Origin of the sequence: Gordonia polyisoprenivorans NBRC 16320 = JCM 10675 (assembly GCF_000241325.1) — a bacterium.
GTDB classification, from domain to species: Bacteria; Actinomycetota; Actinomycetes; order Mycobacteriales; family Mycobacteriaceae; genus Gordonia; species Gordonia polyisoprenivorans.
In genome coordinates, this window is record NZ_BAEI01000007.1 from 18,492 (window position 1) to 40,765 (window position 22,274).

The following is a 22,274-nucleotide window of genomic DNA, read 5'->3' on the forward strand; positions in this document are numbered from 1 at the left end:
GCGAAGACCACCGGCTCCCCTACGCTGGGACGGTGCGCATCCTGGAGCAGACCGCCGAGAAGTGGCGTCGTTTCCGCGGGTCGCGTTTCCTCCCGGCGACCGTGGTCACCCTGCTGTGCAGTGTGGCGGTAGCCCTGTTCGTCGGTTCCTACACGTACGCGACGGCCAATCCCCGGCCGGAGACCATCCCGATCGCCATCGTCGGCAGCCTTCCGACCGCACAGTCACGAATGCTCGAGAGTGATCTCGAGGACGCGATCGGCAGCTCGCTCGACATCACCTCTGTGGCCGACCGGGCGAGCGGCGCCGAGCAACTGGCCGAGCAACGGGTGTTCGCGATCGTGGAGATCTCGACGCCGAATCGGCTGATGACCCTTGATATCTCGAGTGCATCGGGTCAGGCGGTGGCATCACTGCTCACCGATACCCTTCCGCCCGCCGCACAGCGGGCCGGGTACACGGTCACGGTTCGGGACCTGCATCCGTTGCAGGACGGCGACCCGCATGGTCTGACGGTCTTCTACATGACGATCGCGGCGGTCGTCGTCGGATTCGTCGGCGCCATCCAGCTCGGTGTACACGCGGCCGCGCTGAAACCCTGGGAGCGCATCGGATTCACGGGCGCCTACTCTCTTCTGGGCGGGCTGTTGGTGACCTTCACCGTCGACCGGGTGGTGGCCACGCTCGATCTGCCGTTCTTCGAGGCCTGGTTCATCGTGGCGTTCACCATGTTCACGTGCGGCATGATCTTCACGATGTTCAGTTCGCTGATGGGCCGGTGGGCGATCCTGCCGACCTGGGCGGTGATGATCCTGCTCGGCAACCCGTCGTCGGGCGGTTCGGTGGCGTGGCCGCTGCTGCCGCGCATCCTGGCGAGCATCGGTGGGTGGCTTCCGCCGGGTTCGACGGTCAGTGCCTTGCACACCGCCATCTACTTTCCCCATCACCAGCACGCGGCACCCTTCGTGGTGCTCACGGCGTGGACCGTGTTGAGCACCGCAGTCTATCTGGTCCAACAACGCCGCTCCCTTGCTGTGGTGACCGCCGCGTCCGCCGACGCCGCGGCCTGACGGCCGGTCACCCCGAGCGGATTCACCGGATCGCCGAAACCAGCTGTGGGTATCGGCTTTTCAGCGATTCTTCAGCGGACGAGCGCAACACTTCTGGCCCATGGACACGATCAATGGCATCCCTGCTCATCCCCTGTTCGTTCACCTCGCGGTCGTGGCGATTCCGCTCGCCGCACTACTCGCCGGCGCCAGCGCGGTCTGGCCGAGCGCTCGCCGCCGTCTCGGCATCCTGCCGCCACTCGTCGTCACGATCGCCGTCGTCGTGACCCCGCTGACCACCTCGGCGGGCGAAGCCTTGCAGAAACGTGTCGCCGCCAACCCCGATCTCCTCCGCCATGCCGAGCTCGGCGATCAGATGATCGCTTGGGTGGCAACACTGTTCGCGCTCACCGTGCTGTGGTGGGCGGCGCATGACGAGCGCATCCTGGCCCGTGTGCCGTGGCGGCCGTCGGCTCGGGTCATCCGGATGACGACGGTCATCCTGGCGGCGGCGACCGTCGTCGTCGCCGTCGGCACGCTCGTGATGGTGGTCCTGGTGGGCGACGCCGGCGCCCGGTCGGTGTGGGTGGACTGAGCACCAGGCGGTTCACCGCCAACGCAACGCCCGCACCGGACACAGCCGGATCGCGGTCGCACCGAGGTCGGCGTCGACGTGCTCGTCGTGCACGACGGGGTATCCCCACTCGTCCGAGGTGAAGGCCGGCGCCAGCAGCTCCGAACAGATCCCGCGCCCCTCGCAGGCGATCCGGTCCACGGCGAGCCGGGCATCGGTATCTGGTGCGGCGACTCCGGCGAGACGATCACGGATCGACATCACGCGACCTCGCCATCGGTGGTGGTCGAGAACGCGGCGGGCGCCGGTAGACGGTGACCGGCCACTCGCAACGCGGATTCGACGAACCCGGCCACACCGTCGGGATGGCGGCATGCCCCGCGCCCGTGCAGCAACGACAGTCGCCGGGCGAGCAGTCGGCGGTCCGCGACGGTTCCGCGACCTTCGATCACCCGGTGCACGACCTCGGCCAGTGCGGGTAGACCGAACACGCAGGGACCGCACTGTCCCGCGGAGTCGCCGATCGCCCGTGCCACCACACCGGCCACCAACTCCCAGATGTTCGTGTGGGCGGGAACCGCATGGACGATCGCCGGACCGACTCCCAGACCGTGCGGACGCAGACCTGCGCGTGACCATCGCACCGTCTGCGCCGCCTGAGTCGGGATCAGACCACCGCCGACTCCGTTGAGCCACAGGAACTCCGAAGGCCCCGTCGGCCCGCCCGCCAGATCGAGTAGGTGGGCGAGGCTCACCCCGGCCGCCGTCTCGTACACACCCGGGCGACGGACCGCGCCACCGATGGTGACCAGCCGAGGCCCCGGTTCGTCGTCGGTACCGTACGACCGGAACCACTCCGGTCCACGACGCGCAATCTGCTCGATACGCCATACCGTTTCGGCGTTGAGCACCACGGTGGGGGCGATCGGACGGCCGGCGGCGTCGCGAGCGCCGGAGGTGATCGGCGCGAATCGCATGAGGGGCTGTGCGGGGCCACCGGCGGCGAGTGATGCCAACGACGATTCCTCGGAGGCCACATAGCGATTGGGCACCTCAAGCCACCTCGCTCCGGCGGCCTGCAGCCGGGCGAGTGTATCCGATCCTCGGTGAGCGGCGATCAACGTGTTGTCCGCGGCAATGCGGTGCGCGGCCGCGTGCACCTCGTCGAGATGTCGCGCGATCACCGCGCCGTCCTTGGCCGCCTCCGGCTCCCCATCACAGGCGTTGATCACCACCACGGCGTTGCGTTCCTGTGCGGCACGCAGTTTGACCGCTGTCGGGAAACCCGCGCCGCCGCGACCGCCGAGCCCTGCGCGGGACACCAGGTCGATGAGATCGGTCATGTCCACTCCCGCATCGGAATCGCCGATCGTGACGGTCGGCTGTGCGCTGTCAGCGCGGGTTTCAACAGGCGCCACACCACGGCCAGCGCGGCGAGCACCGTGGCGCCGATGGTGATCCCGGTGAGCACCGGGGTATCGGAGGCCGCCATCAGGAGTCCGTGGGTGAGTGCGCACACCGCCACCGCATAGGTGGCCCAGTGGATGGAGCGCCACCACCGTTCGGGAATTCGGTACCGCAGAACCGAACTCACGATCACGGCGAGTGCGAGGTCGGCGGCAACGGTTCCGAACGCCACGTCCATCCGCTGATAACCCGACGCCAGCGGCACCAGCGTGGCCCACCAGCCGACATGCACATAGGTGTCGAGGACCGCGGTGAGCACGTGCACCCCGAGGAACACGATGGCCGCCATCGCAAGTGCACGATGCACCGCGGTCACGACCGTCGTCGTGCGCGCCGACCGGATGCCATTGCCCGCGGTGAGTACGCCGAGTACGAGCACACCGGTGAACATCAGCAGGGTGATCACCCCGGCGGCTCGCGAGAAGTACCACAACCAGGTGCTGTCCATCAGATCGCCTCACCGGTCGAGGTCTCCGGCGGCCATCCGGCGACCCGATACTCGTGACCGTCGTGGTCGACGAGAAGTGCCGGTATTCTCCTGCGCGTCAACCACTCCGGTGCGTCGTCCGCGGCGATCACCGCTGCCGTCGAGGCAGCGTTGGCGAGGACGGTGTCCGCGGCCATACATGTGACCTGCGCCCACGGGGTTCGCGCCGGTGTGCCGGTGCGGGGATCGATGATGTGGTGCACGATCCGTGCGCCACGCCGCCAGGTCCGCACGCGAGTGGACGAGGTGGCGAAGGCCTGATTGGCATGGACACGCACCGTCTGTCGGGTGCGGCCGGTCCAGTCACGCACGCCGATCCGCCATCCGTCGCGCGGAGGTGTTCCGGCACAGCCGATGTCGCCGCCGAGATCGACCAGCACGCCGACACCGACGTACTCGGCGATCCGATTCGCACTTCGTTGCGCGGCATGGGCCTTGGCGCTGGACCCGAGGTCGAGCATCGTGCCCGCCGGCAGGGTGAGTCGACATCCGGTGAGCCTGATGCGGGGTGCCGGAATGGACTGGGGGCGAACGGGTTCCGTCGTGGGCTCTCTACCGCGCACCACGTCGAGGTCGACGTCATATCCAGCGGCCACCAGGGCAGCACCGGTCGCGGGACTCACCAGGCCGTCGGTCAGGTTCTCCACGCGCTGCGCGACGGTGAGGAGTTCGGCCAGTTCGGGTGACACGGTCACCGTCAGCTGTTCGCGCCCACAGCCTGCCCCCGCCGCTGCCAGACCGTTGGTGCGAGACAGTTCGGATTCGGGACGAAACCGCGAGGCGACCAGGTCGAGCTCTGCGAGCGCGACGACGAGGAACTCGCGTGCCTGCGGCAGGGCCGCCGGCTCGGTCACGACCACCCGTACGTCGGTGCCGATCGCGCGCAGCGATGTCGCGTACACCGGCGGTCCGACGTCGGTGGTGGCGGTCATGACGCACCCGTGTGTGCGTGCGGGGCGCTCTCGGTGGTCTGCGCGGGAGCGGTCGGCGTCCACCCCGATCCGTCGTTGTCACCGGTGTCCGGTGACGACGACGTGGTCGGGGCGGTGGTGCCGGTCGGGGCGGTGGTGACGGTCGAGGTGGTCGCGGCGTGCGAATCGCCGCTCAAGGCCAGTCCGCCGGCGATGGCGCCGGTGGCGACGACTGCACCGGCGCACACCCCGGCGGTGATCCAGCGGGCATGGACAAGGGGTGGTGGGGTGGGCACGGGCAACTCCTGGCACCGCCGGGTCGTTCACCGTGATCGACAGGTCACCGGCGGTCATCCACTCATTGTGCGAAGCGTTGCTGAAGGGTCGCTGAATGCGACGTTCCAGCTTGCTGTCCTCCCCGGCCTCTCGGTCCCACGGTCAGTCGGCGGTCGGCGACGCCTGGTCGTTGTCCTGCATGGCGCCCCAGCCGTACCACCGCTGCACGGCCATCACCGCAGTCGTCCGGGGCCGCTCATGGTCGGGGTACGGCTGTCCACCGTAGTGCCGGGAGATGCGGTCGATGTCGGTGAACCCGTCATCGGCGCGGAAGTCGACGACCTCGCCGATCAACGTCACGTGCGTGTACCAGCTGTCTTCCGCGAGGACTGTCAACGTGACCCGCGGGTCGTTGCGCAGATGCCGCAATCGGACGCGTTCGTCGTCCATGTTGAGCAGCACATGGTCGCCGTCGAGGAGGTACCACGTGGCCGCCGACACGGGTGCGCCGTCGGATCGGACGGTCGCCATGACCGCGGGGTTGGCCTTGGCCAACAGCTCGCGGGCGGACTCGGGAAGCGGTGGACGGGACATCTGATCTCCTCGGAGTGGTTGGTGTCATGGTGGGAGCGGTCAGCCGGGATCGACCCCCACCAATTGTGCCGACGCCGACCACAACCCGTCGATCAGTTGCTGGTCGTGAGCCTGACGGTTCTCGGGTCCCTTGGCTTTGTGCCGATGAAAGTACACCCCGTTGATGTCCGGGTCGGGGCCGCGGCGGGCCAACTCGATCAGCGGTTGCGCACCCTTGTCGGGCGTGATGGTCCCGATGTGGCGCAGCGGCGTGCGATACAGGAGTCCGACGACCGCCGAGTCACGACCGAAACTCGTCGCCGCGGGACCGGGATGTACTGCGGCGGAGACGATCCCGTCGTCACTCCAGCGTTGGGCGATGCCACGGGTGAACAGGATGTTCATCAGCTTCGCGGTGCCGTAACAGCGCAGGCCGATGGGGCGTCGGCGTCGGTGGTCCAGATCGGAGAGATCGACGTGACCCGCCAGGTTGCCGACGCTGGCGGTGTTGACCACCAGGCAGGCGCCCGGCGCCGCCAGCCGATCGCGGAGCAGGTTGGTGAGCAGAAACGGTGCGAGATGGTTGATCTGGAAGTTGGGTTCGTGCCCGTCGGGCGTGGGGTGCCGTGGATCGAAGGTACCGCCGGCGTTGTTGAGCAATACGTCGATGTGGTCGGTGTGCTCGCGGATCCTCTCGGCGAGCCGGCGGACGTCGTCGAGTTCCGCATAGTCCGCGGTGAATCCCACCGCACCGGTGTCGGCGGTGACGGCGTCGAGTTTGTCGGCGGAGCGTCCGACGAGGATCAGGTCGACCTCGGGTGCCGCGAGGGTTCGGGCGGTGACCGCCCCGATGCCGTCACTGGCACCGGTGATCACGATGGTTGTGCGCGGACTCATGGTGGGGCAATCACTTTCGGTGATGAGGATGCCGGATACGGGAGGCGGTCAGCGCGGAGCGTCGCATGCCGGTGCGGGCGCATCCTCGAACAAGGGCTTGCCCAGGGGGATCAGGTAGAGCACGTCGAGCACCACCGGTTCGGTACCGAGGTTTCGACCGATGTGAGTATTCACTTGTCCTGCAGGCTCTTTGATGATGTCGCCGGTGTGGTAGACGACGGGTGCGCAATCGGCGCCCGGGTGGGTGAGCGTGCCGGCCCGCACCAAACCGATCAGTTCTCCGTCGTGATAGTGCCAGCCGGTGCTGCCACCGGGCGCGATGGTGATCTCCCGGACCGCCACATGTACCCCGCGCGGCACGAACGGCAGCAGGCCGGCGGGTATGTCACCTTCGGCCAGGGTCACCGCCGTGACCCCGGTCGACGGCGTCGCGTGCGCTGCTGCGGGCGTCATCGCCCCGAGCGTGGCGAACGCGGCGAGGACGACCAGGACGCGCGTGAGTGACCTCATGTACGGACCGTACCCGGACACAATCGGCAGCGGGAGCGATTGACGGGGCCGATGCGCGACCACCGGCCCTGTCCTCGTACGCACCGGTGCCTACCATCGCTGGAGAAGCGACCATCACCGCCCAACGGAGGACCACGATGCCGAGCACGCCCGAGAACTTCACCGCCCTGCTGGCCACCGAGGCCGACGGGGAGATCTCCCTCGACCGAACCACGTTGTCCGCGAAAGATCTTCCCGACGGCGAGGTGACGATCGCCGTGCACTACTCGGGCGTCAACTACAAGGACGCGCTCGCGGTGACCCCGCGCGGCGGGGTGGTCCGCACGTATCCGATCGTCCCGGGGATCGACGTCGCCGGGGAGGTCGTGGCCTCCGATCACCCCGATTTCGCCCCCGGTGATCGGGTCGTCGCGCACGGCGGACCGATCGGCACCGAGGCCAGCGGCGGTTACGCCGACTATGCGCGCGTACCCGCCGCGCAGGTGGTTGCGCTGCGGTCACTGAGCACCCGCGAGGCCGCCGCCATCGGGACCGCGGGCTTCACCGCGGCGATGAGCGTCGCCGCGCTGCTCGATCACGGTGTGCGCCCGGACGACGGACCGGTGCTCGTCACCGGCGCCTCCGGCGGTGTCGGCGCGGTGAGCGTCGATCTTCTCGCCGGGGCCGGCTTCACCGTCACCGCGTCGAGCGGCAAACCCGACGCCGCACCCCTGTTGCGCGAACTCGGGGCCACCGAGGTCATCGGACGGCTCGTCGACGAGGAGACGAAGATCCGGCCGCTCGGCAAGTCGGTGTGGGCAGGTGCGGTCGACTGCGTCGGCGGCAAGACCCTGGCGTACGTCCTGAGCACCATGAACCACAGTGGCGCGGTCGCCGCGAGCGGCCTCACCGGCGGTGCGGACCTGCCGACCACGGTGATGCCGTTCATCCTCCGCGGGGTCGCACTACTCGGAATCGACTCGGTGCTCATCGGCGCGGAGCTGCGCCGGTCGATCTGGTCACGCATCGAAAGCGATTTGCGCCCATCGCATCTCGACCGCGTCATCAGCGAGATCGGTCTCGACGACCTGCCCGCGGCGCTCGAGCAGATCAAGGCCGGCAAGCTCACCGGCCGCACCGTCGTGCGGGTCCTCGGCGACGACTGACACCGGCGGCGACTGACACCGGCGGCGAAAGCCCGCGTCACGGGGGCGGGGTACCCGCCAGATCCACGCTCTCGACGCGCGCCCCACCCAGCGCTTTCGCCCGATACATCGCCTCGTCCGCGGCGGCCAGTAGACGCCAGGCGGTCGAGGCGTCCATCTCCTGCGGTGCCCGGATAGACACGGACGCCACCCCGATGCTGAGGCCGACCGGCGCGATCCCGGGAACCGTGACGCGCACCGGCATGAGTGCTGTCGTCGCATCCAGTTCGTATGCGGCGTCGAGGGCGAGGTACACTGCGAACTCCTCACCGCCGTTACGCGCGACGGTCCCGGCATCTCCGACGGCCTCGACGAGCGCCTGCGCCACGGCTACCAGCACTCGGTCACCGGTATCGTGGCCGTACTCGTCGTTGACCGACTTGAAGTAGTCGACGTCGATGACCATCGCGCCGAGGACGCCACGGGGCTGCGTCCGGGACACGGATTCGACGTATCGGTCGAGGCCACGGCGGTTGGCAATGCGGGTCAGTGCGTCGACCTCCGACAGTCGGGCGCGACGCCGTTGGGAGGCCCACACGATCTGGATGGTCATCGGTAGGCCGAGTACACCGGCGATCACCACGTCGGTGCGGGCGATGACGGTCGGCCAGTTCATGCCGTCGCGCACCGAGAGCGCCGCCATCAGCAAGATGAACCCGAGGACGAAGACAACGTGGATGCGCATCCACGAACGCGGCAGATAGAACGTGAAGAACGCCCCGGTCACGGCAAACAGGACACACCCCACCAGCGCCTCACCCGGATCGGCGAAAGTGATCAACACCGATGCGGTCCCGACGTCCGCCCAGATCCCGAAGGCTCGTGCGGCCACGCCGTGTGTCATGACGTCGCTGACAAACCAGACCATCGCCACGACGGCATCGGCGACGATGCACGCGATGACCCATGTACGTGCGAGGTCCCCGACCGGCCCGCGCGTCGGATCGAGCAGCGTCACCGCCGCCACCACCGCGAAGTTCAGCGTCGACAAACCCACCGTCGTGCGCGTGATCCTCTGGAGTGTGGAACTCACCGTCTCCCCGTCGGCCTGATGATGGGCTAGACGATAGCGAACCACCAATGTGCGGACGTATAGACGACTTTATTCACAGCGTGAGGACCGTCACGGGGTGGCTGTGGAGTACCTGTGCGATGTCCGCAGAGGTTGATCCCGTTCTCGCGCGGCCCGTCCGACGCGTCGTGACGAGAGGACGCCGGCAAGACGTCCGACGATGTACATCGCGGCACAGATCGCGGTGACGAAGAACCCGATCGGCCAATCGGTCTGCACCGACAAGGCGATGGCGGCCCACACCGCACCGACCGACAGCACCACCGAGACCGCGATCGACCGACCCGGGCTGCGGGTGAAGCACCGGGCCGTCGCCGCCGGACCCACGAGCAGGGCGAACATCAGCAGAGCACCGACGATCGGCACACTCATCGTGGTCGCGCATGCCAGCACCAGCGCGATGGCCATCGAGGTGTACCGGGTGTCGACGCCGTGACCGGCCGCCATGTCGGGTAGCACCGAGGCGAGCAGCAGCGGCCGATACACGACGGCCACCGTCAGCACACACAGCGCACCGAGAACCACCATCGGGACAATGGCGATCGTCGACACTCCGAGGATCTGCCCGAACAGCAGGGCATACACCTGCGACGAGTACTGGTCGCCGCGGCTGAGGAAGAACTCACCGAGACCCAACATGAGCACGAGGCCCAGCGCCGTCGCCACGTCACGTCGGGCGCGCGCCCCCAGCGCGGAGATCGTCATCGCACCGGCGGTGGCGGCGACACCCAGACCGAGAAGGGGATTGGCGCCCACCAAGACCGCGGCCGCGGCGCCGGCGAAGGCACCGTGCGGAACGGCATGCGCCAGAAACGAATCCCCGCGCAGGACGACGAAGAACCCCACCACACCCGCGATGATCCCGACCAGGGTACCGGCGATCCAGGCATTGATCAGAAACGGCTCGAACATCAGCTCGGCACCGGTATTGCGATGGTGACGTGGCGTCGGCGGCCGGCCGACAGCACGCGCGCGAGGAGATAGGCGAGGAACACCAGTGTCACGATGCAGAAGCTGACCGGCCAATTGCCGTGCGTACCAGCCCAATAGTGGCTCTCATAGGAGAGCAGACAGCCCAGCCAGGTGGCGGCCACGCCGAGAACGACCGAGAGCAGGATCGCGGTGGAGAACCGCCGGGTCACCAAAAGCGCGGTGGCCGGTGGCCCGATGAGCAGCGCGGTGGACAGGATGACGCCGATCGTCAGCGACGACAACTCCACCGCCAGGGCCAAGGCGATCAGGAAGGCGCAGCCGGACAACCGAACTCGCACGCCGGCGGCGGTGGCGAGGTCATGGTCGACGAGGTCGAGTTGCAGCCACCGGTACATGGCTGCCACCAGGGCGAGTGCGACGAGGCCGAGGGCGACGACGACCGGCACCAGTGCCCGATCGATGACGAACAGCGATCCGAACAGCACCGACACCGTGGCGTCGTGTGACGCACCGGAACCATTGGTGGTCGCCAGATACAACAGCAGCGAGGTCAGGCCCAGACCGAGCCCGAGGATCACCCCGGTGGCCACGTCACGACCCTGGATGCGGCGAATCCCGATGACCTCCATCAGGAGTGCCGCGAGCACGCCGGCCCCCACGAATCCCCACAGCTGGCTGATACCGAGGAGGAACGACGCCGAACCGCCGACGGCGCCGAGGTCGGCGAGCGCGTGACCGGCGAAGGACTGCCCGCGCACGACGGTGAAGACGCCCACGACGGCGGCGACCGCGGCGACGAAGCCACCCACCAGCAGTGCGGTCTGGACCGATTCGGTGACGAAGAATCCGGTGAGCCACTCGTCGCTACTCATGCGGCCCCTAGACCCCGAGCTCGTCGGGTGCGACGAGCCCGGGCGAGGACATCCGATCGTCGGCGAGCACGAGGACTCGCCCGTCGGTGCGGATGACGCGGATGGGCCGTCCGTAGAGTCCGCTGAGCACCTCGGTGGTGATCACCTCGCCGGGGCGGCCGTCGACGGCCTTGCCGCCGGCGAGGTAGACGACGCGATCCATCACCGGCAGGAGCACATTGATGTCGTGGGCGGTCATGACGATGCTGACCCCCGTGGTGCGGCGCAGGGTGTCGAGGAGGTCGACGATGTCCGAGGCGCTGCCGGGGTCGAGGCCCGCCAACGGTTCGTCGAGGAGTAACAGTTGCGGTTTCCGGATCAACGCGTGCGCGAGCAGGACGCGTTGCTGTTGTCCCCCGGAGAGCTCGCCGATGCGCTTGTCGGCGAAAGCCTGCGCGTCCACCGCCTCGAGCGCCTCGTCGACGACGGGCCGTAACCTTCTGCGCCGCAGCGGTATACCGAGTCGTCCGCCGTCGATGCCGAGGGCCACGATGTCGCGGGCACGCAGCGGGGTGTCGGCATCGACGCCGACCTTCTGCGGGAGGTACCCGATTCCGCCGCGCGAGGGCCGATGCACCTGCCCGGAGTTCGGCCGAAGCACTCCGAGCAGCACGCGCAGCAGCGTCGTCTTCCCGGCACCGTTGGCGCCGATCAGTCCCACGAACTCTCCCGGCGCCACCTCGACGGAGACGTCGTCGAGCACCGGTTGGCCGCCAAGGCTCACCCGGATGTTGTGCGCGGCGAGAACGATCGAGTCCGCGGGACCTCCCACCTGCTCAGAGTTTCTCGGTCGAGGTGCCGTCGGTGACGGCCTTGGACATGGCGTCGAGTTCGGCGGTCATCCAGCGCTGGTAGGTGTAGCCGGTGGGCATCGTCTCGTACACGCCGACCACCGGGATGCCGTGTGACTTGGACAGCGCCAGGTACTTGCTGGTGGTGTCGTCTGTGACCTGCTGGTTGTAGAGGAAGACCTTGACCTGCTTGCCGTTCAGCAGCGAGTCCTGCAGCGTCGAGTCCTGGGGCGACGGATCGGTGTCGTTCATGATCGCCGCCTGCAGCGTCCAGGGGGTCTTGATATCGGTGCCTGCCGCCTGCAACAAGTAGTCGGCGACCGGCTCGGTGACGGCAACCGGTGTCGCGGGATGGGTCTTGGCAAAGCTCGCCAGCGCGGTCAGCCAGGGCTGCAGCGAGGCGGTGAACGCCGCCGCGTTCTTCTCGAACTCGTCCTTGTGGGCGGGTTGCAGCGTGCCGAGATCATCGGCGATGGCCTTGGCCACCGCGGGCATCGTCTTGGGGTCGTACCACAGGTGCGGATTGGGGGTGGAGTCGGGCAGTCCGAGCACTTGTTGGGCCACAACGACTTTACGCCCGTTGACCGGAGACGCCTGCTCGAGCTTGGACATGAAGTCGTCGTAGCCGAGCCCGTTCTGTACGACCAGGGTGGCGTCGCGGAGCTCTTTGGCCACCGACGGGCTCGCCTCGTAGGTGTGCGGGTCGGTGTTGGGATCGCTCATGATCGCCGAGACCGATACGTAGTGCCCGCCGACCTGCGAGAGCACATCGGCGTACTCGTTCTCCGCCGCCACGGCGTGGATCGTCGAGTCGTCGGTCCCGCTCGACGAACTCGAACATCCTGCGATACCGATCACCACCGCCGCGGCAGCCACCGCCGCCACCGCCATTCTGCTGATGCGCACTCTCGATCCGTCCCGGGCTTCACGCCCTACTGGCAACGACAACCATTAACACGAGGAGGGTACGACGCGAACCGAGCGGCAGCTACCCCGTCGGGCGATTTGCGAAGAAGATCGTCTATCGGGCGATAAGTACCAGATGCGCTGGCGCGCATGAATTTTCACCGGGGATTCGGACCCGGGCCGGGGCTCGGCGGGCGGTCGTCGTCGATCCAGACGGCCTTAGGGACGCCATAGTGCCTCCCATCGTCTGCGCAATCACCGCATCATGGGCGATTACGGCTTTTCCGGTGGCGTGCGCTGCGAGTATGCGAGCGCGGCCATATGTGGAGCACAATGGATGGTGCAGGCAATCGATCAGAGCCGCGCCACTCCCCCGACATCCCCCGGGTTGCGGCGTGCGCTCGGGAAGGACACCCGTGACGACAACCGTCAACGCCTACATCGCCACCGCACCCGACCAGCCGCTGTCGAAGACCACCATCGAACGTCGGGACCTCGCGCCGCGCGACGTCCTCATCGACATCGCCTACGCGGGCATCTGCCACTCCGACATCCACACCGCCCGCAACGAATGGGGCGGCACCACCTACCCGGTGGTGCCCGGCCACGAGATCACCGGCACCGTCTCCGCGGTCGGTTCCGAGGTCACCCGGCACAAGGTCGGCGACCGCGTCGGCGTCGGCTGCTTCGTCCAGTCCTGCGGCGAGTGCGGCCCCTGCAAGGACGGCGACGAGCAGTACTGCGTGAAAGGTGCTGTGGGAACCTACAACTCCACCACCTACGAGGGCGAATTCACCCACGGCGGCTATTCACAGCAGGTCGTGGTGACCGAGGACTTCGTGCTGCGGATTCCCGACGGCCTGGAGCTGGACGTCGCCACTCCCCTTCTGTGTGCGGGCATCACGCTGTACTCGCCGTTGAAGCATTGGGGCGCCGGGCCGGGCAAGAAGGTCGCCATCATCGGCATGGGCGGGCTCGGGCACGTGGGCGTCAAGATCGCCCACGCCCTCGGCGCCGAGGTGACCGTGCTCAGCCAGTCGATGCGAAAAGAGGAGGACGGCAAGCGGTTCGGTGCAGATCACTATTACGCGACCAGTGACGAGTCGACCTTCCGCACGCTGCGCAACGAGTTCGATCTGATCCTGAACACGGTGTCGGTGAACCTCGACCTCAACCAGTACCTCTCGTTGCTCGCGGTCAACGGCACCTTCGTCGAACTCGGACTGCCCGAACATCCCCTGCAGCTCAAGGCATTCCCGCTGCTGAACAATCGGCGCTCGCTGGCCGGGTCGATGGTCGGCGGGATCGCCCCGACCCAGGAGATGCTCGACTTCTGCGCCGAGCACGGCATCGGCGCAGAGATCGAGACGATCAGCGCCGACGGGATCAACGAGGCATACGATCGCGTCGTCGACAGCGACGTGCGCTACCGCTTCGTCATCGACGCGGCGACCTTGGCCGACTGATCTGCCGCATCGCGACCGCGTAAGGGAAACAACTGCGGGGCACCGGTTCACACCGGTGCCCCGCAGTTGTCGTACCAGGAATTCTTGTTCGGTGCGCCGCCGGTCAGAGTACTTTGTCGATGTCGTCGGTGAGCTTCTCCGGCTTGACCGTCGGCGCGAACCGCGCCACCACCGCACCCGACTTGTCGACGAGGAATTTGGTGAAATTCCATTTGACCCGGCTGCCCAGGATTCCCGACTTCTGTTGGCGCAGCCACTGATACAGCGGATGGGCGTCGTCGCCGTTGACGTCGACCTTGGCGAACATCGGGAAGGTCACGTCGTAGGTCAACGAGCAGAAGTTCTTGATTTCGTCCTCGTCACCGGGCTCCTGGTGGGCGAACTGGTCACACGGGAATCCGAGGACCACCAGCCCCTGGTCGGCGTACTCGCGGTGCAACTTCTCCAGACCCTGGTACTGCGGGGTGAATCCGCATTTGGATGCGGTGTTCACGATGAGCAGCGGATGGCCGCGATAAGTGCTCAGATCGACGGGATTGCCATCGATATCGGTGGCGGTGAAGTCGTAGGCAGTGGTCACGAGATCCCCCGGGGTCGTATGTCGGTGACGTCACATCGAGCGTACGCCCGCCGGTTCATACGGCGATGGCGGTGGCGACACCGTTGTCGGTGACGCCACCGCCATCGATTACCGCGTCGGCGACACGAGCTCCGTGCGCTCAGCGCGAACCGGGCGTGCGCTGCTCACCCGGAGTCGGCCCCTCCTCCGTGTCGGGACCGTCATCGTGGGGCGTGTACGGATACTCGTCGACGCCGGAGTCGTCGGTGACCTCGACGGTCTGTTCCACCCAGTCGGCCTCGTCGGCCTTCGGAATCGGTTCTTGCGCGGGCATGTTCATCACAACCTCCTGCGTTGTCCTCGGTTCCCCGGCCGGCCATGGGTTGCCTCGGCCCGACCGGTTGTCTCAGCCCGATGTTCCGGCCGCGATCGCGTGCGGATCGCTCTTGGTCTCGACGGCGATCTTGCGCGGCTTGGCCTCCTCTGCGAGCGGGATGCTCACATGCAGCACACCGTTATCGTAGGTCGCCGAGATGCGCGCCGGGTCGATGCCGTCGCCCAGGGTGATCTGGCGGCGATAGCTCCCCGAGAACCGCTCACTGGCCAGCCATTGCACTCCGTCGTCGGACGGGGCGCTGCGCTGCGCCGAGAGGGTCAGCACGCCGTTGTCCACGTTGACGTCGATCGATCCGGGATCGGCGCCGGGCATGTCGGCGATCAGCATGTAGTGATCGCCGACCTTGTACAGATCCAGCGGCATGAACCGCGGGGCGCGCTGACTACCGACCATCGAGCCGGTCATCAATCCACGAGCAAGCGCGTCGACATCACTGAACGGATCAAAACGAAGCACAGCACTCACCTCCTGAAGACCAGGCTGCCTGCCACCCTTTGACAGGCAGCTCTCACGCTGTACGGGTCCCAATATAACCCCGCTGCGCGCGCTCGTCTAGCACTCGAAGCAAAAGAGTGCTAATAGTCTTCAACGACGTCGTCATCGATCGTCTCACGGCGAAAAGACAAGGAGGACAGCATGACCGACCGTGAACACGATGCACCCGCCCGCACCGACGTGGTGTGGCCCGAGCCGTCGCCGCTGTCGACCTGGTGGTCGACGGTGATGGCGACGCCGGTGCGCGGCGATCACCGCAACGAGTCGACGAAGACCGCCGCGATGGCCTCCAGTCCGCGCTGATCGTCGGCGGTGAAACGCTCCGGTACCGGGCTGTCGAGGTCGAAGACGCCGATCAACTCGTCGTCGGCGCCGACGAGGGGCACGACGAGTTCCGAGCGGCTCTGCGCGTCGCAGGCGATGTGGTCGGGGACCGCGTGGACATCGGCGACGCGCTGCGTCGTGCGGGTGCGTGCCGCTGCGCCGCACACTCCGCGGTCGAGACCGATACGCACGCAGGCGGGCTTGCCCTGGAACGGCCCGACGACCAGCTCGGTACCGTCGAAGAAGTAGAAGCCGACCCAGTTCAGCTGGGGCAGTGAGTGATACACCAGCGCTGAGATATTGGCCGCGTTGGCGATACGGTCGTGCTCGCCGGCGACAAGGCCTGCTGCGGCCTCGGCGAGCTCGGTGTAGGTGCCGGTCTGGGCGGTCGCGATGTCGAAGCTCATCACTCCATCATGGACTCCGCCCGGATGGTTCCGGGTGATGTTGTACCCGGATGCCGGGCATAAGATCACCCGCGATCCGAACTGAGCGTGCGGGAACGGATGAGCACTTAAGACCCGTTCTGCGGTAGTGTTCGCGGCAACTTGCCATGATTGTCTTCTTCGCCGCATTCCTCGCGCTCATCACCTTCTGGCTGCATCGTCGCCTCGTGCGGGCCACAGCGCTGCCGCGCCCCTGGTCGGTGATCGCCGACGCCCTGCTCGTCGCGTTCTGGGCGTTGGCCGTCGTCGGTATCGCCACCGGGCGCGGACTGAATCCCTCGACCTTTCGTCCCCTGGCGTGGCTCGGGCTGACCTGGCTGGCGACGGTGTTGTACCTGGTGCTCGGGTTGGCGGTGGTCGGTATCGGCGCGTTCATCTGGCGGCTGGTCATCCGGCGGTCATCGAGTGAACTCGCCGAGCCGAGACGCCGGCGCCGCCTGCAGGCGGTCCGCGCGGCGACCGGGGCCGTGGCCGTCACGTCAGTCGCACTCACCGCGTACGGGGTGGTCGAGGCGGCCGACCCGCGGGTCACCCACACCGAGATCCGACTCGCCGACCTCCCCGAATCCTTCGACGGCACGCGGGTGGCGCTCATCTCCGATCTGCACGTCGGACCGGCCCGCGACGGCGACTTCACCCGGCGCGTCGTCGACCTGGTCAACACGCAGCGGCCGGACCTGATCGCGATCGCCGGTGACCTCACCGACGGAACGGTCGCCGAACTCTCCGGCGATCTCGCACCGTTGACCGCACTTCGCGCACCACTCGGGGTATTCGGGGTCAGCGGCAATCACGAGTTCTACAGCGACGACGGCGGACGATGGCTCGACGAGTGGGAGCGGGTGGGCGTGACCACGCTGCGCAACCAGCGAGTCGCCGTCAGCCGGGGCGGGGCGACGATCGACGTGGTCGGCATCCACGACCACAGCGCGCCCGAACCCTACCGGCCCGACCTCGAGGGCGCCCTGGCCGGCAGTGACCCGCAACGCTTTCGCCTGTTGCTCGCCCACGAACCCCGACAGGCATTGCAGGCCTCGGATCTCGGTGTGGATCTGCAACTCTCGGGTCACACCCATGGCGGTCAGATCTGGCCGATCCGCTACCTCGTGCCGCTGCAGCAGCCGTCGGTCGAGGGCCTCGACCGGGTCGGCGAGACGACGCTGTACACGACGCGCGGCGCCGGCGCCTGGGGCCCACCGGTGCGGGTCGGTGCGCCACCCGAGGTGGCGATCCTCACGCTACGACGCGGGTGACTCCTCGGCCCGGACCGACGAATCCCGGTTCGCACGAGCCAGATTGGAGTGCGTGCGGCCGTAGAAGAAGTAGATACCCAAACCGATCACCAGCCAGACCACGAACCGTATCCAGGTCTCGATCGCAAGGTTCACCATCAGCGCGGCGCAGCAGATCGCCGAGATGATCGGCAGTACCGGCGACCACGGAACCCGGAACGGACGCTTCATCTCCGGTTGGGTTCGGCGCAGGACGGGGACGGCGACGGACACGACCAGGAATGCGAAAAGCGTACCGATGGAGACCATCTCGGCAAGCGCGGAGAGCGGGACGAAGGCACCGAGGAGCACGACGACCGCGGTGGTCAGCATCGTGATGCGGTACGGCGTCTGCCATTTCGGGTGAATCTTGCCGGCCGAGTGCGGCACCAGACCGTCACGGGCGAGCGCGAACCCGATCCGCGACATACCGACGATGTCGACGAGGATCACCGACGTCAGGCCGGCGACCGCAGCGATTCCGACGAGCACGCCCGCCCAGCTCAAGCCCACCTGATTGAACGCATCCGAGAGCGGCGCACCCTCACTGAGGTCGGTGTAGTGCACCATGCCGACCACGACGAAACACACCCCCACGTAGAGCACCGTGCAGATGAGCAGGGTGCCGAGTAATCCACGGGTCATGGCGCGGGCCGGATTCTTGGTCTCCTCCCCGAGATTCGCGACGATCTCGAATCCGCTGTAGGAGAAGAACACGACCGCCGAGGCGAACAGTACTCCGGCCACACCGAACGCCGTCGCCTCGACGCCGGTGGCCCACTGCCACAACGGTTGTCTCAACCCACCGTCCCCGCCGGTCGGCTGTGCAGGCGGAATGAACGGGGTGTAGTTGGCGGCCTTGATGAAGAACAACCCGGCGATGATGATGAACACGCAGATGCTCACCTTGAGATACACCAAAGCGTTGGTGAGCCAACCGGATTCCTTGATGCCGATGGTGGCGACCACGCCGAGCACCAGAGCGATCGCCACCGCTCCGAGGTTGACCGTCGAGCTCTCGCCAAAGAAGGTCGTCGGCAGATTGAACACATCCTGCAGATATCCGGACCAGCCGCGCGAGACCACCGCCGCGCCGAGGGCGAACTCCAGGATGAGGTCCCAGCCGATGATCCAGGCGATGATCTCGCCGAGCGTGGTATAGGCGTAGGTGTAGGACGACCCCGCGGTCGGTACCGCCGAAGCCAGCTCGGCGTAACAGAATGCGGCGAACAACGCGATCACACCGGCCACGACGAACGAGATCATGATCGCGGGACCGGCGTTGTTCTTGGCCTGCACGCCGGTGAGGGTGAAGATGCCGGTGCCGATGACCATTCCGACGCCGAACCCGATCAGGTCACGGGTCCGCAGCGCCTGCTTGAGTCGCCCGCCCTCGAGCTGATGCCCCTCGTCGTTCTGGTGGATGACCGTATCGACCGACTTCTTCCGGAAGATCCCCCGGCTCTGCGTCCTTGGTCTCTCGGTCGACGGTCTCTCAGTCATCGCTCGACGGTAACCCGCCGCCGGGGTTGGCGTCACCGAACACGCCGTGGGCGGTGTATCGCGCCACACGAATCCGACATGGCCCGACTCACGCACTCGGGGTTGACCCCGACAACGATTCCGGGGTGCGATCCCGGGGTTCGACCGGATGTGTCACGGTGGGCATCGGCCGAGGATGAGTGCATGACAGCACGCGCGTCCACCGCTCTGGGTATCGCCGCCGTCCTCGGTCTCGTTCACGCCGGGGCCAGTATCTACTGGGGTCTGGGTGGCGACGCTCTGCTGAACACTGTCGGGCAGACTGCGGACAGAATCTCCGAGGGCCAATTCGCCGACGGCCGTTGGCTGTTGGTCCTCATCGGGATGGCCAAGGCAGTTCTGGCCATGGCACCCGCACTGACTGCTCGACGACCAGGCGCCGGCGTGCTTCGGCCCGGCTACTGGCTCGGTGCCACGGCGCTGATCGCCTGGGGCGCCATCAACACCACCACGGCGGGGCTGCTGCTCCTCGGAGTGTTACCCCGGCCCGAGCCGTTCGACAGCGCGGCGGCCGTCGGCCACGCATTGCTCTGGGACCCACTGTTTCTCGCGTGGGGTGTGGCGTTGGCGGCCGGAATGTGGCTCACCGCACCGGCGGTGACCGATCTGTGGCGCCTCGAGTCACGCGGTGGTGGCGAGCCGACCGAATCCGCTGCGGTGGAAGATGAGCGGGCTGCCGGTCTCGGGGTGGTCGACGCCGTGCAGCTCAAGCAGGACGATGATGTGGTCACCGGCCTCGACCTCGCGATAAACAGTGCAATCGAATTGCGCGAGACCGTCATCGAGGGTGACAGCCCCTTCGTCGGACGCGTTGAGGAGTACCCCGTCGAATCGCTGGGCCACCGGACCGGCGAGCTGGCGGCAGAGGACGTCCTGATGGTCGGCGAGCACGGTGACCCCGAGATGATCGGCGCGACGCAGATCCGGCCAGGTCTTCGAGGTGTTCGCGATCGACACCGACACCAGCGGCGGATCGAGGCTGACACTGGTGAACGAGCTCGCGGCCAGACCGATCACCGCGCCGTCGACCTCCGCGGCCACCGCGACGACGCCGGTGGGGAAGATCCCGAACGCCTTGCGAAGTCGCGCGGCGTCGAGGTCCTGGTTGGTTCGGAAGCCGCTCACGCATGCACCTCCAGCAATCGGGATACGACCGGCGCGGTTGCCGCCAACCAGTCGGCGTACGCCTCCGGATCGTCATGGCGGGAATCGACGACGTAGAGCCCGCGACCGGGGACGGTCCCGCCGATCTCGGTCAACACCGGTCGCAGGGTGAGCTCGGGTGCAAGCGAGTGCGCGGGCGAACCACCGAGCATGAGGGGAATCGCGATACCGGAAAGCCCTGTGCCACCAGCGAACCGATCGAGGAACAGTTTGAGCAGTCCGGTGTAGGCGGCCTTGTAGGTCGGGCTGGCGAACACGACGAGATCGGCGGCGCCGACCTGCGTCACCAGCTCGCCGATCCCCGGGTCGGACCAGTCGAGAATCGCCGTACCGAGGGTCGCGAGGTCGACGACGAGATCGGGTGCGCCACCGGCGAGTTGGGTGGCCACATACGTCGCGGCATCCAGGGTTCGACTGGCCGGCTTGGGATTTCCGACGACGACGGCCGTCGTCACGAGGCCGACACCGCTTTGACCGGCGCACCGAAGGGCACTGCGGCGCGAGCGGCGCGCGGCGGCGCCGGATGCTCCCACAGTCCACGACGGGTCAGCTCCGGCAGCACGCCCTCGCCGAACCAGTACGCCTCCTCGAGGTGCGGATACCCCGACAACACGAACTCGTCGATACCCACGTCGCGGTAGGCCTCGATGAGGTCGGCGATCTCGGTGTAGGAACCGACCATCGCCGTACCCGCCCCACCGCGCACCAGGCCGACACCGGCCCACAGATTCGGATAGATCTCCAGGCCGTCCTTGGAACCCTTGTTGAGCGCGAGCATTCGCTGCTGACCTTCCGACGCCGAGCGCTTCAGGCCGGCCTGGATGCGGGCGATGTCCTCGGCGGAGATGTTCTCCAGCAACCGATCCGCCTCGGCCCACGCCTCTTCCGAGGTCGCGCGGGCGATGGTGTGCAATCGGATGCCATAGGTCAGTTCCCGCCCCTGCTCTGCGGCCGCCCGACGAACGCGCGCGATCTTCTCGGCCACCGCCTCGGGCGGTTCACCCCAGGTGAGGTAGACGTCGGCGTGCTTGGCGGCCACCGCAATTCCGGCCGCCGACGAACCACCGAAGTAGATCTCGGGAAGCGGGTCCGGGATCTGATGCAGGGTCGCGTTCTCCACCGAGAGGTACTTGCCCTCGAAGGTCAGCGTCTCCCCGGTCCACAGGCGCCGGACGATCTCGAGGAACTCGTCGGCGCGGGCGTAGCGCTCCTCCTTGGTACTGAAGTCACCGAACATGGCCTGCTCGGCATCCTCACCACCGGTCACCACATTCAGCAGCAAGCGTCCGCCGGAAAGATTCTGGAAGGTACCGGCCATCTGCGCAGAGAGGAACGGAGCGGTGACACCGGGCCGAAAAGCCACCAGGAACTTCAGCCGCTCGGAAACGCTGCTGAGCATGGCCGTCGACACCCATGCGTCCTCGCACCACGCCCCGGTCGGGGTGAGCGCCGCCTCGAAGCCGAGTTGTTCGGCACTGCGCGCGATCTGTCCGAGGTAGGGCACCGACGCCGGTCGCGACGAGGCCTGCGCCGCCACCCCGTGGCCGCCGCCGACCACCGTCCGACCGTCGCCGCCGTTGGTGGGGAGAAACCAATGAAACTTCACGCCTGATCAATCCACTTCCGAATCGGGGATACCGTGCACAACCACACCATTGCACCCGACCCGCTCGGCTCACCCAAGAGTTTTCCGCGCGGTGAGTCAATCCCCGCGGCTCGGCGACCCGAGGGGCTACCGGGTGACGACCTCCCACCCGCCCCAGTGGTCGAGGTGGGCACCCCCGACCGACACGCGACGCTCCTACGCACCACCCCACCCCCAACCCGTGCGACGAGCGCTCCCCTCCCGGTGGTCGAGGTGCACGCCCAGCCGACGTGCGACGCACCCATTCCCGGTGGTCGAGGTGCACGCCCAGCCGACGTGCGACGCACCCATTCCCGGTGGTCGAGGTGCGGAGGAGCGCTAGCGACGGAGCCTCGAGACCTCTTGCGCCGGTGCTGGTTTCGGGTTTCAGCGTCGGCGTTCAGGGGTCTCGAGACGCTTCGTGCTCGCTGCGCTCGCGCGAGGC

The 22,274-nt window shown here is 67.4% G+C and carries 27 protein-coding genes and 1 pseudogene; 7 read left to right on the forward strand and 21 right to left on the reverse strand.

The annotated features are described in order from the left end of the window. The first annotated feature begins 32 nt into the window (after window positions 1–32). Both GOPIP_RS02500 and GOPIP_RS02505 read left to right on the forward strand, forming a co-directional pair. Window positions 33–1,070 carry an ABC-2 transporter permease gene (locus GOPIP_RS02500; RefSeq protein ID WP_006367949.1) on the forward strand — a complete coding sequence of 346 codons (1,038 nt, stop codon included), beginning with the start codon at window positions 33–35 and terminating at the stop codon, window positions 1,068–1,070. Between the two features lie 100 nt (window positions 1,071–1,170). Further along, the gene (locus tag GOPIP_RS02505; RefSeq protein ID WP_006367950.1) at window positions 1,171–1,644 is read left to right on the forward strand and encodes a DUF2231 domain-containing protein; all 474 of its coding nucleotides are present in this window, start codon (window positions 1,171–1,173) and stop codon (window positions 1,642–1,644) included. A gap of 12 nt (window positions 1,645–1,656) precedes the next feature. Here the strand turns inward: GOPIP_RS02505 and GOPIP_RS02510 are convergent, their stop codons facing one another. The 8 genes from GOPIP_RS02510 to GOPIP_RS02545 all read right to left on the reverse strand — a co-directional run bounded on the left by GOPIP_RS02510 (window position 1,657) and on the right by GOPIP_RS02545 (window position 6,744). Then, complete coding sequence (locus tag GOPIP_RS02510; protein WP_006367951.1) at window positions 1,657–1,884, reverse strand: ferredoxin; 228 nt, start codon at window positions 1,882–1,884, stop codon at window positions 1,657–1,659. Next, window positions 1,884–2,966, reverse strand: a complete 1,083-nt coding sequence (locus GOPIP_RS02515; protein ID WP_006367952.1) for an NADH-ubiquinone oxidoreductase-F iron-sulfur binding region domain-containing protein — start codon at window positions 2,964–2,966, stop codon at window positions 1,884–1,886. Before GOPIP_RS02515 ends, GOPIP_RS02510 begins: the two co-directional genes overlap by 1 nt. Then, on the reverse strand, window positions 2,963–3,538 hold the full coding sequence (locus GOPIP_RS02520; RefSeq protein ID WP_006367953.1) for a ferric reductase-like transmembrane domain-containing protein: 576 nt from the start codon (window positions 3,536–3,538) through the stop codon (window positions 2,963–2,965). Before GOPIP_RS02520 ends, GOPIP_RS02515 begins: the two co-directional genes overlap by 4 nt. Next, window positions 3,538–4,509 carry an FAD:protein FMN transferase gene (locus tag GOPIP_RS02525; RefSeq protein WP_006367954.1) on the reverse strand — a complete coding sequence of 324 codons (972 nt, stop codon included), beginning with the start codon at window positions 4,507–4,509 and terminating at the stop codon, window positions 3,538–3,540. The genes GOPIP_RS02520 and GOPIP_RS02525 overlap by 1 nt, the downstream gene beginning before the upstream one ends. After that, on the reverse strand, window positions 4,506–4,784 hold the full coding sequence (locus GOPIP_RS02530) for a hypothetical protein (RefSeq protein ID WP_006367955.1): 279 nt from the start codon (window positions 4,782–4,784) through the stop codon (window positions 4,506–4,508). The genes GOPIP_RS02525 and GOPIP_RS02530 overlap by 4 nt, the downstream gene beginning before the upstream one ends. A gap of 142 nt (window positions 4,785–4,926) precedes the next feature. Further along, window positions 4,927–5,358 (reverse strand): PPOX class F420-dependent oxidoreductase, encoded by a 432-nt coding sequence (locus GOPIP_RS02535; protein WP_006367956.1) that lies wholly within the window; start codon window positions 5,356–5,358, stop codon window positions 4,927–4,929. Window positions 5,359–5,397: 39 nt separating this feature from the next. Continuing rightward, entirely contained in the window at window positions 5,398–6,234 is an 837-nt protein-coding gene (locus tag GOPIP_RS02540; RefSeq protein WP_006367957.1) for an SDR family NAD(P)-dependent oxidoreductase, read from the reverse strand. A 48-nt stretch (window positions 6,235–6,282) separates the two neighbouring features. After that, complete coding sequence (locus tag GOPIP_RS02545; protein WP_006367958.1) at window positions 6,283–6,744, reverse strand: cupin domain-containing protein; 462 nt, start codon at window positions 6,742–6,744, stop codon at window positions 6,283–6,285. 137 nt (window positions 6,745–6,881) lie between these two features. Here GOPIP_RS02545 and GOPIP_RS02550 point away from each other — a divergent pair, with 137 nt between their 5' ends. Continuing rightward, the gene (locus tag GOPIP_RS02550; protein WP_006367959.1) at window positions 6,882–7,889 is read left to right on the forward strand and encodes an acrylyl-CoA reductase family protein; all 1,008 of its coding nucleotides are present in this window, start codon (window positions 6,882–6,884) and stop codon (window positions 7,887–7,889) included. Window positions 7,890–7,926: 37 nt separating this feature from the next. On the opposite strand, the gene GOPIP_RS02555 is transcribed toward GOPIP_RS02550, so the two are convergent. From GOPIP_RS02555 to GOPIP_RS02575, 5 genes are all read right to left on the reverse strand, one after another. Next, window positions 7,927–8,961 carry a GGDEF domain-containing protein gene (locus GOPIP_RS02555; RefSeq protein ID WP_050955228.1) on the reverse strand — a complete coding sequence of 345 codons (1,035 nt, stop codon included), beginning with the start codon at window positions 8,959–8,961 and terminating at the stop codon, window positions 7,927–7,929. Between the two features lie 90 nt (window positions 8,962–9,051). Beyond that, the gene (locus GOPIP_RS02560; protein WP_006367961.1) at window positions 9,052–9,912 is read right to left on the reverse strand and encodes a metal ABC transporter permease; all 861 of its coding nucleotides are present in this window, start codon (window positions 9,910–9,912) and stop codon (window positions 9,052–9,054) included. Beyond that, complete coding sequence (locus GOPIP_RS02565; protein ID WP_006367962.1) at window positions 9,912–10,805, reverse strand: metal ABC transporter permease; 894 nt, start codon at window positions 10,803–10,805, stop codon at window positions 9,912–9,914. Before GOPIP_RS02565 ends, GOPIP_RS02560 begins: the two co-directional genes overlap by 1 nt. 7 nt (window positions 10,806–10,812) lie before the next feature. Beyond that, window positions 10,813–11,616 (reverse strand): metal ABC transporter ATP-binding protein, encoded by an 804-nt coding sequence (locus GOPIP_RS02570; RefSeq protein WP_006367963.1) that lies wholly within the window; start codon window positions 11,614–11,616, stop codon window positions 10,813–10,815. Window positions 11,617–11,620: 4 nt separating this feature from the next. Further along, a complete protein-coding gene (locus GOPIP_RS02575; protein WP_244421103.1) occupies window positions 11,621–12,541 on the reverse strand; it encodes a metal ABC transporter solute-binding protein, Zn/Mn family in 921 nt (306 codons plus the stop codon). A gap of 416 nt (window positions 12,542–12,957) precedes the next feature. Between GOPIP_RS02575 and GOPIP_RS02580 the strand changes: the two genes are divergently transcribed. Next, complete coding sequence (locus tag GOPIP_RS02580) at window positions 12,958–14,007, forward strand: NAD(P)-dependent alcohol dehydrogenase (protein WP_006367965.1); 1,050 nt, start codon at window positions 12,958–12,960, stop codon at window positions 14,005–14,007. Window positions 14,008–14,110: 103 nt separating this feature from the next. Here GOPIP_RS02580 and GOPIP_RS02585 read toward each other — a convergent pair whose 3' ends face one another. The 3 genes from GOPIP_RS02585 to GOPIP_RS02595 form a co-directional block, all read right to left on the reverse strand. After that, window positions 14,111–14,587 (reverse strand): glutathione peroxidase, encoded by a 477-nt coding sequence (locus tag GOPIP_RS02585; protein WP_006367966.1) that lies wholly within the window; start codon window positions 14,585–14,587, stop codon window positions 14,111–14,113. A gap of 139 nt (window positions 14,588–14,726) precedes the next feature. Then, window positions 14,727–14,906, reverse strand: a complete 180-nt coding sequence (locus tag GOPIP_RS02590; protein ID WP_006367967.1) for a hypothetical protein — start codon at window positions 14,904–14,906, stop codon at window positions 14,727–14,729. Between the two features lie 66 nt (window positions 14,907–14,972). Then, complete coding sequence (locus GOPIP_RS02595; protein ID WP_006367968.1) at window positions 14,973–15,419, reverse strand: Hsp20/alpha crystallin family protein; 447 nt, start codon at window positions 15,417–15,419, stop codon at window positions 14,973–14,975. Between the two features lie 180 nt (window positions 15,420–15,599). Here GOPIP_RS02595 and GOPIP_RS28985 point away from each other — a divergent pair, with 180 nt between their 5' ends. Beyond that, window positions 15,600–15,761, forward strand: a complete 162-nt coding sequence (locus GOPIP_RS28985; protein ID WP_165776308.1) for a hypothetical protein — start codon at window positions 15,600–15,602, stop codon at window positions 15,759–15,761. Here GOPIP_RS28985 and msrC read toward each other — a convergent pair. Beyond that, a complete protein-coding gene (gene msrC, locus GOPIP_RS02600; protein WP_006367969.1) occupies window positions 15,710–16,189 on the reverse strand; it encodes a free L-methionine (R)-S-oxide reductase MsrC in 480 nt (159 codons plus the stop codon). The genes GOPIP_RS28985 and msrC overlap by 52 nt on opposite strands. A 146-nt stretch (window positions 16,190–16,335) precedes the next feature. Here msrC and GOPIP_RS02605 point away from each other — a divergent pair, with 146 nt between their 5' ends. Beyond that, complete coding sequence (locus GOPIP_RS02605; protein WP_006367970.1) at window positions 16,336–17,481, forward strand: metallophosphoesterase; 1,146 nt, start codon at window positions 16,336–16,338, stop codon at window positions 17,479–17,481. Here GOPIP_RS02605 and GOPIP_RS02610 read toward each other — a convergent pair. Continuing rightward, a complete protein-coding gene (locus GOPIP_RS02610) occupies window positions 17,467–19,002 on the reverse strand; it encodes an APC family permease (protein ID WP_006367971.1) in 1,536 nt (511 codons plus the stop codon). The genes GOPIP_RS02605 and GOPIP_RS02610 overlap by 15 nt on opposite strands. A 183-nt stretch (window positions 19,003–19,185) precedes the next feature. Between GOPIP_RS02610 and GOPIP_RS29845 the strand changes: the two are divergent. Then, window positions 19,186–19,596 (forward strand): annotated as a pseudogene (locus GOPIP_RS29845) (DUF3995 domain-containing protein); the annotation flags it as partial. Between the two features lie 66 nt (window positions 19,597–19,662). Here the strand turns inward: GOPIP_RS29845 and GOPIP_RS02615 are convergent. Genes GOPIP_RS02615 through GOPIP_RS02625 form a run of 3 tightly spaced genes read right to left on the reverse strand, consistent with a single transcriptional unit; the run spans window position 19,663 to window position 21,811 of the window. Next, entirely contained in the window at window positions 19,663–20,166 is a 504-nt protein-coding gene (locus GOPIP_RS02615) for a flavin reductase family protein (RefSeq protein WP_006367972.1), read from the reverse strand. Then, entirely contained in the window at window positions 20,163–20,660 is a 498-nt protein-coding gene (locus tag GOPIP_RS02620; protein WP_006367973.1) for an NAD(P)H-dependent oxidoreductase, read from the reverse strand. Before GOPIP_RS02620 ends, GOPIP_RS02615 begins: the two co-directional genes overlap by 4 nt. Continuing rightward, the gene (locus GOPIP_RS02625; RefSeq protein WP_006367974.1) at window positions 20,657–21,811 is read right to left on the reverse strand and encodes an LLM class flavin-dependent oxidoreductase; all 1,155 of its coding nucleotides are present in this window, start codon (window positions 21,809–21,811) and stop codon (window positions 20,657–20,659) included. Before GOPIP_RS02625 ends, GOPIP_RS02620 begins: the two co-directional genes overlap by 4 nt. Window positions 21,812–22,274 lie beyond the last annotated feature (463 nt).

What these genes read in the sequence shown, in the direction of transcription:
- GOPIP_RS02550 (WP_006367959.1), top strand. Translation starts at nt 6,882, where the DNA reads ATGCCGAGCACGCCCGAGAACTTCACCGCCCTGCTGGCCACCGAGGCC.
- GOPIP_RS02565 (WP_006367962.1), bottom strand. Translation starts at nt 10,805, where the DNA reads ATGAGTAGCGACGAGTGGCTCACCGGATTCTTCGTCACCGAATCGGTC.
- GOPIP_RS02545 (WP_006367958.1), bottom strand. Translation starts at nt 6,744, where the DNA reads ATGAGGTCACTCACGCGCGTCCTGGTCGTCCTCGCCGCGTTCGCCACG.
- GOPIP_RS02525 (WP_006367954.1), bottom strand. Translation starts at nt 4,509, where the DNA reads ATGACCGCCACCACCGACGTCGGACCGCCGGTGTACGCGACATCGCTG.
- GOPIP_RS02515 (WP_006367952.1), bottom strand. Translation starts at nt 2,966, where the DNA reads ATGACCGATCTCATCGACCTGGTGTCCCGCGCAGGGCTCGGCGGTCGC.
- msrC (WP_006367969.1), bottom strand. Translation starts at nt 16,189, where the DNA reads ATGAGCTTCGACATCGCGACCGCCCAGACCGGCACCTACACCGAGCTC.
- GOPIP_RS02590 (WP_006367967.1), bottom strand. Translation starts at nt 14,906, where the DNA reads ATGAACATGCCCGCGCAAGAACCGATTCCGAAGGCCGACGAGGCCGAC.
- GOPIP_RS02535 (WP_006367956.1), bottom strand. Translation starts at nt 5,358, where the DNA reads ATGTCCCGTCCACCGCTTCCCGAGTCCGCCCGCGAGCTGTTGGCCAAG.
- GOPIP_RS02605 (WP_006367970.1), top strand. Translation starts at nt 16,336, where the DNA reads ATGATTGTCTTCTTCGCCGCATTCCTCGCGCTCATCACCTTCTGGCTG.
- GOPIP_RS28985 (WP_165776308.1), top strand. Translation starts at nt 15,600, where the DNA reads ATGACCGACCGTGAACACGATGCACCCGCCCGCACCGACGTGGTGTGG.
- GOPIP_RS02610 (WP_006367971.1), bottom strand. Translation starts at nt 19,002, where the DNA reads ATGACTGAGAGACCGTCGACCGAGAGACCAAGGACGCAGAGCCGGGGG.
- GOPIP_RS02505 (WP_006367950.1), top strand. Translation starts at nt 1,171, where the DNA reads ATGGACACGATCAATGGCATCCCTGCTCATCCCCTGTTCGTTCACCTC.
- GOPIP_RS02540 (WP_006367957.1), bottom strand. Translation starts at nt 6,234, where the DNA reads ATGAGTCCGCGCACAACCATCGTGATCACCGGTGCCAGTGACGGCATC.
- GOPIP_RS02520 (WP_006367953.1), bottom strand. Translation starts at nt 3,538, where the DNA reads ATGGACAGCACCTGGTTGTGGTACTTCTCGCGAGCCGCCGGGGTGATC.
- GOPIP_RS02510 (WP_006367951.1), bottom strand. Translation starts at nt 1,884, where the DNA reads ATGTCGATCCGTGATCGTCTCGCCGGAGTCGCCGCACCAGATACCGAT.
- GOPIP_RS02560 (WP_006367961.1), bottom strand. Translation starts at nt 9,912, where the DNA reads ATGTTCGAGCCGTTTCTGATCAATGCCTGGATCGCCGGTACCCTGGTC.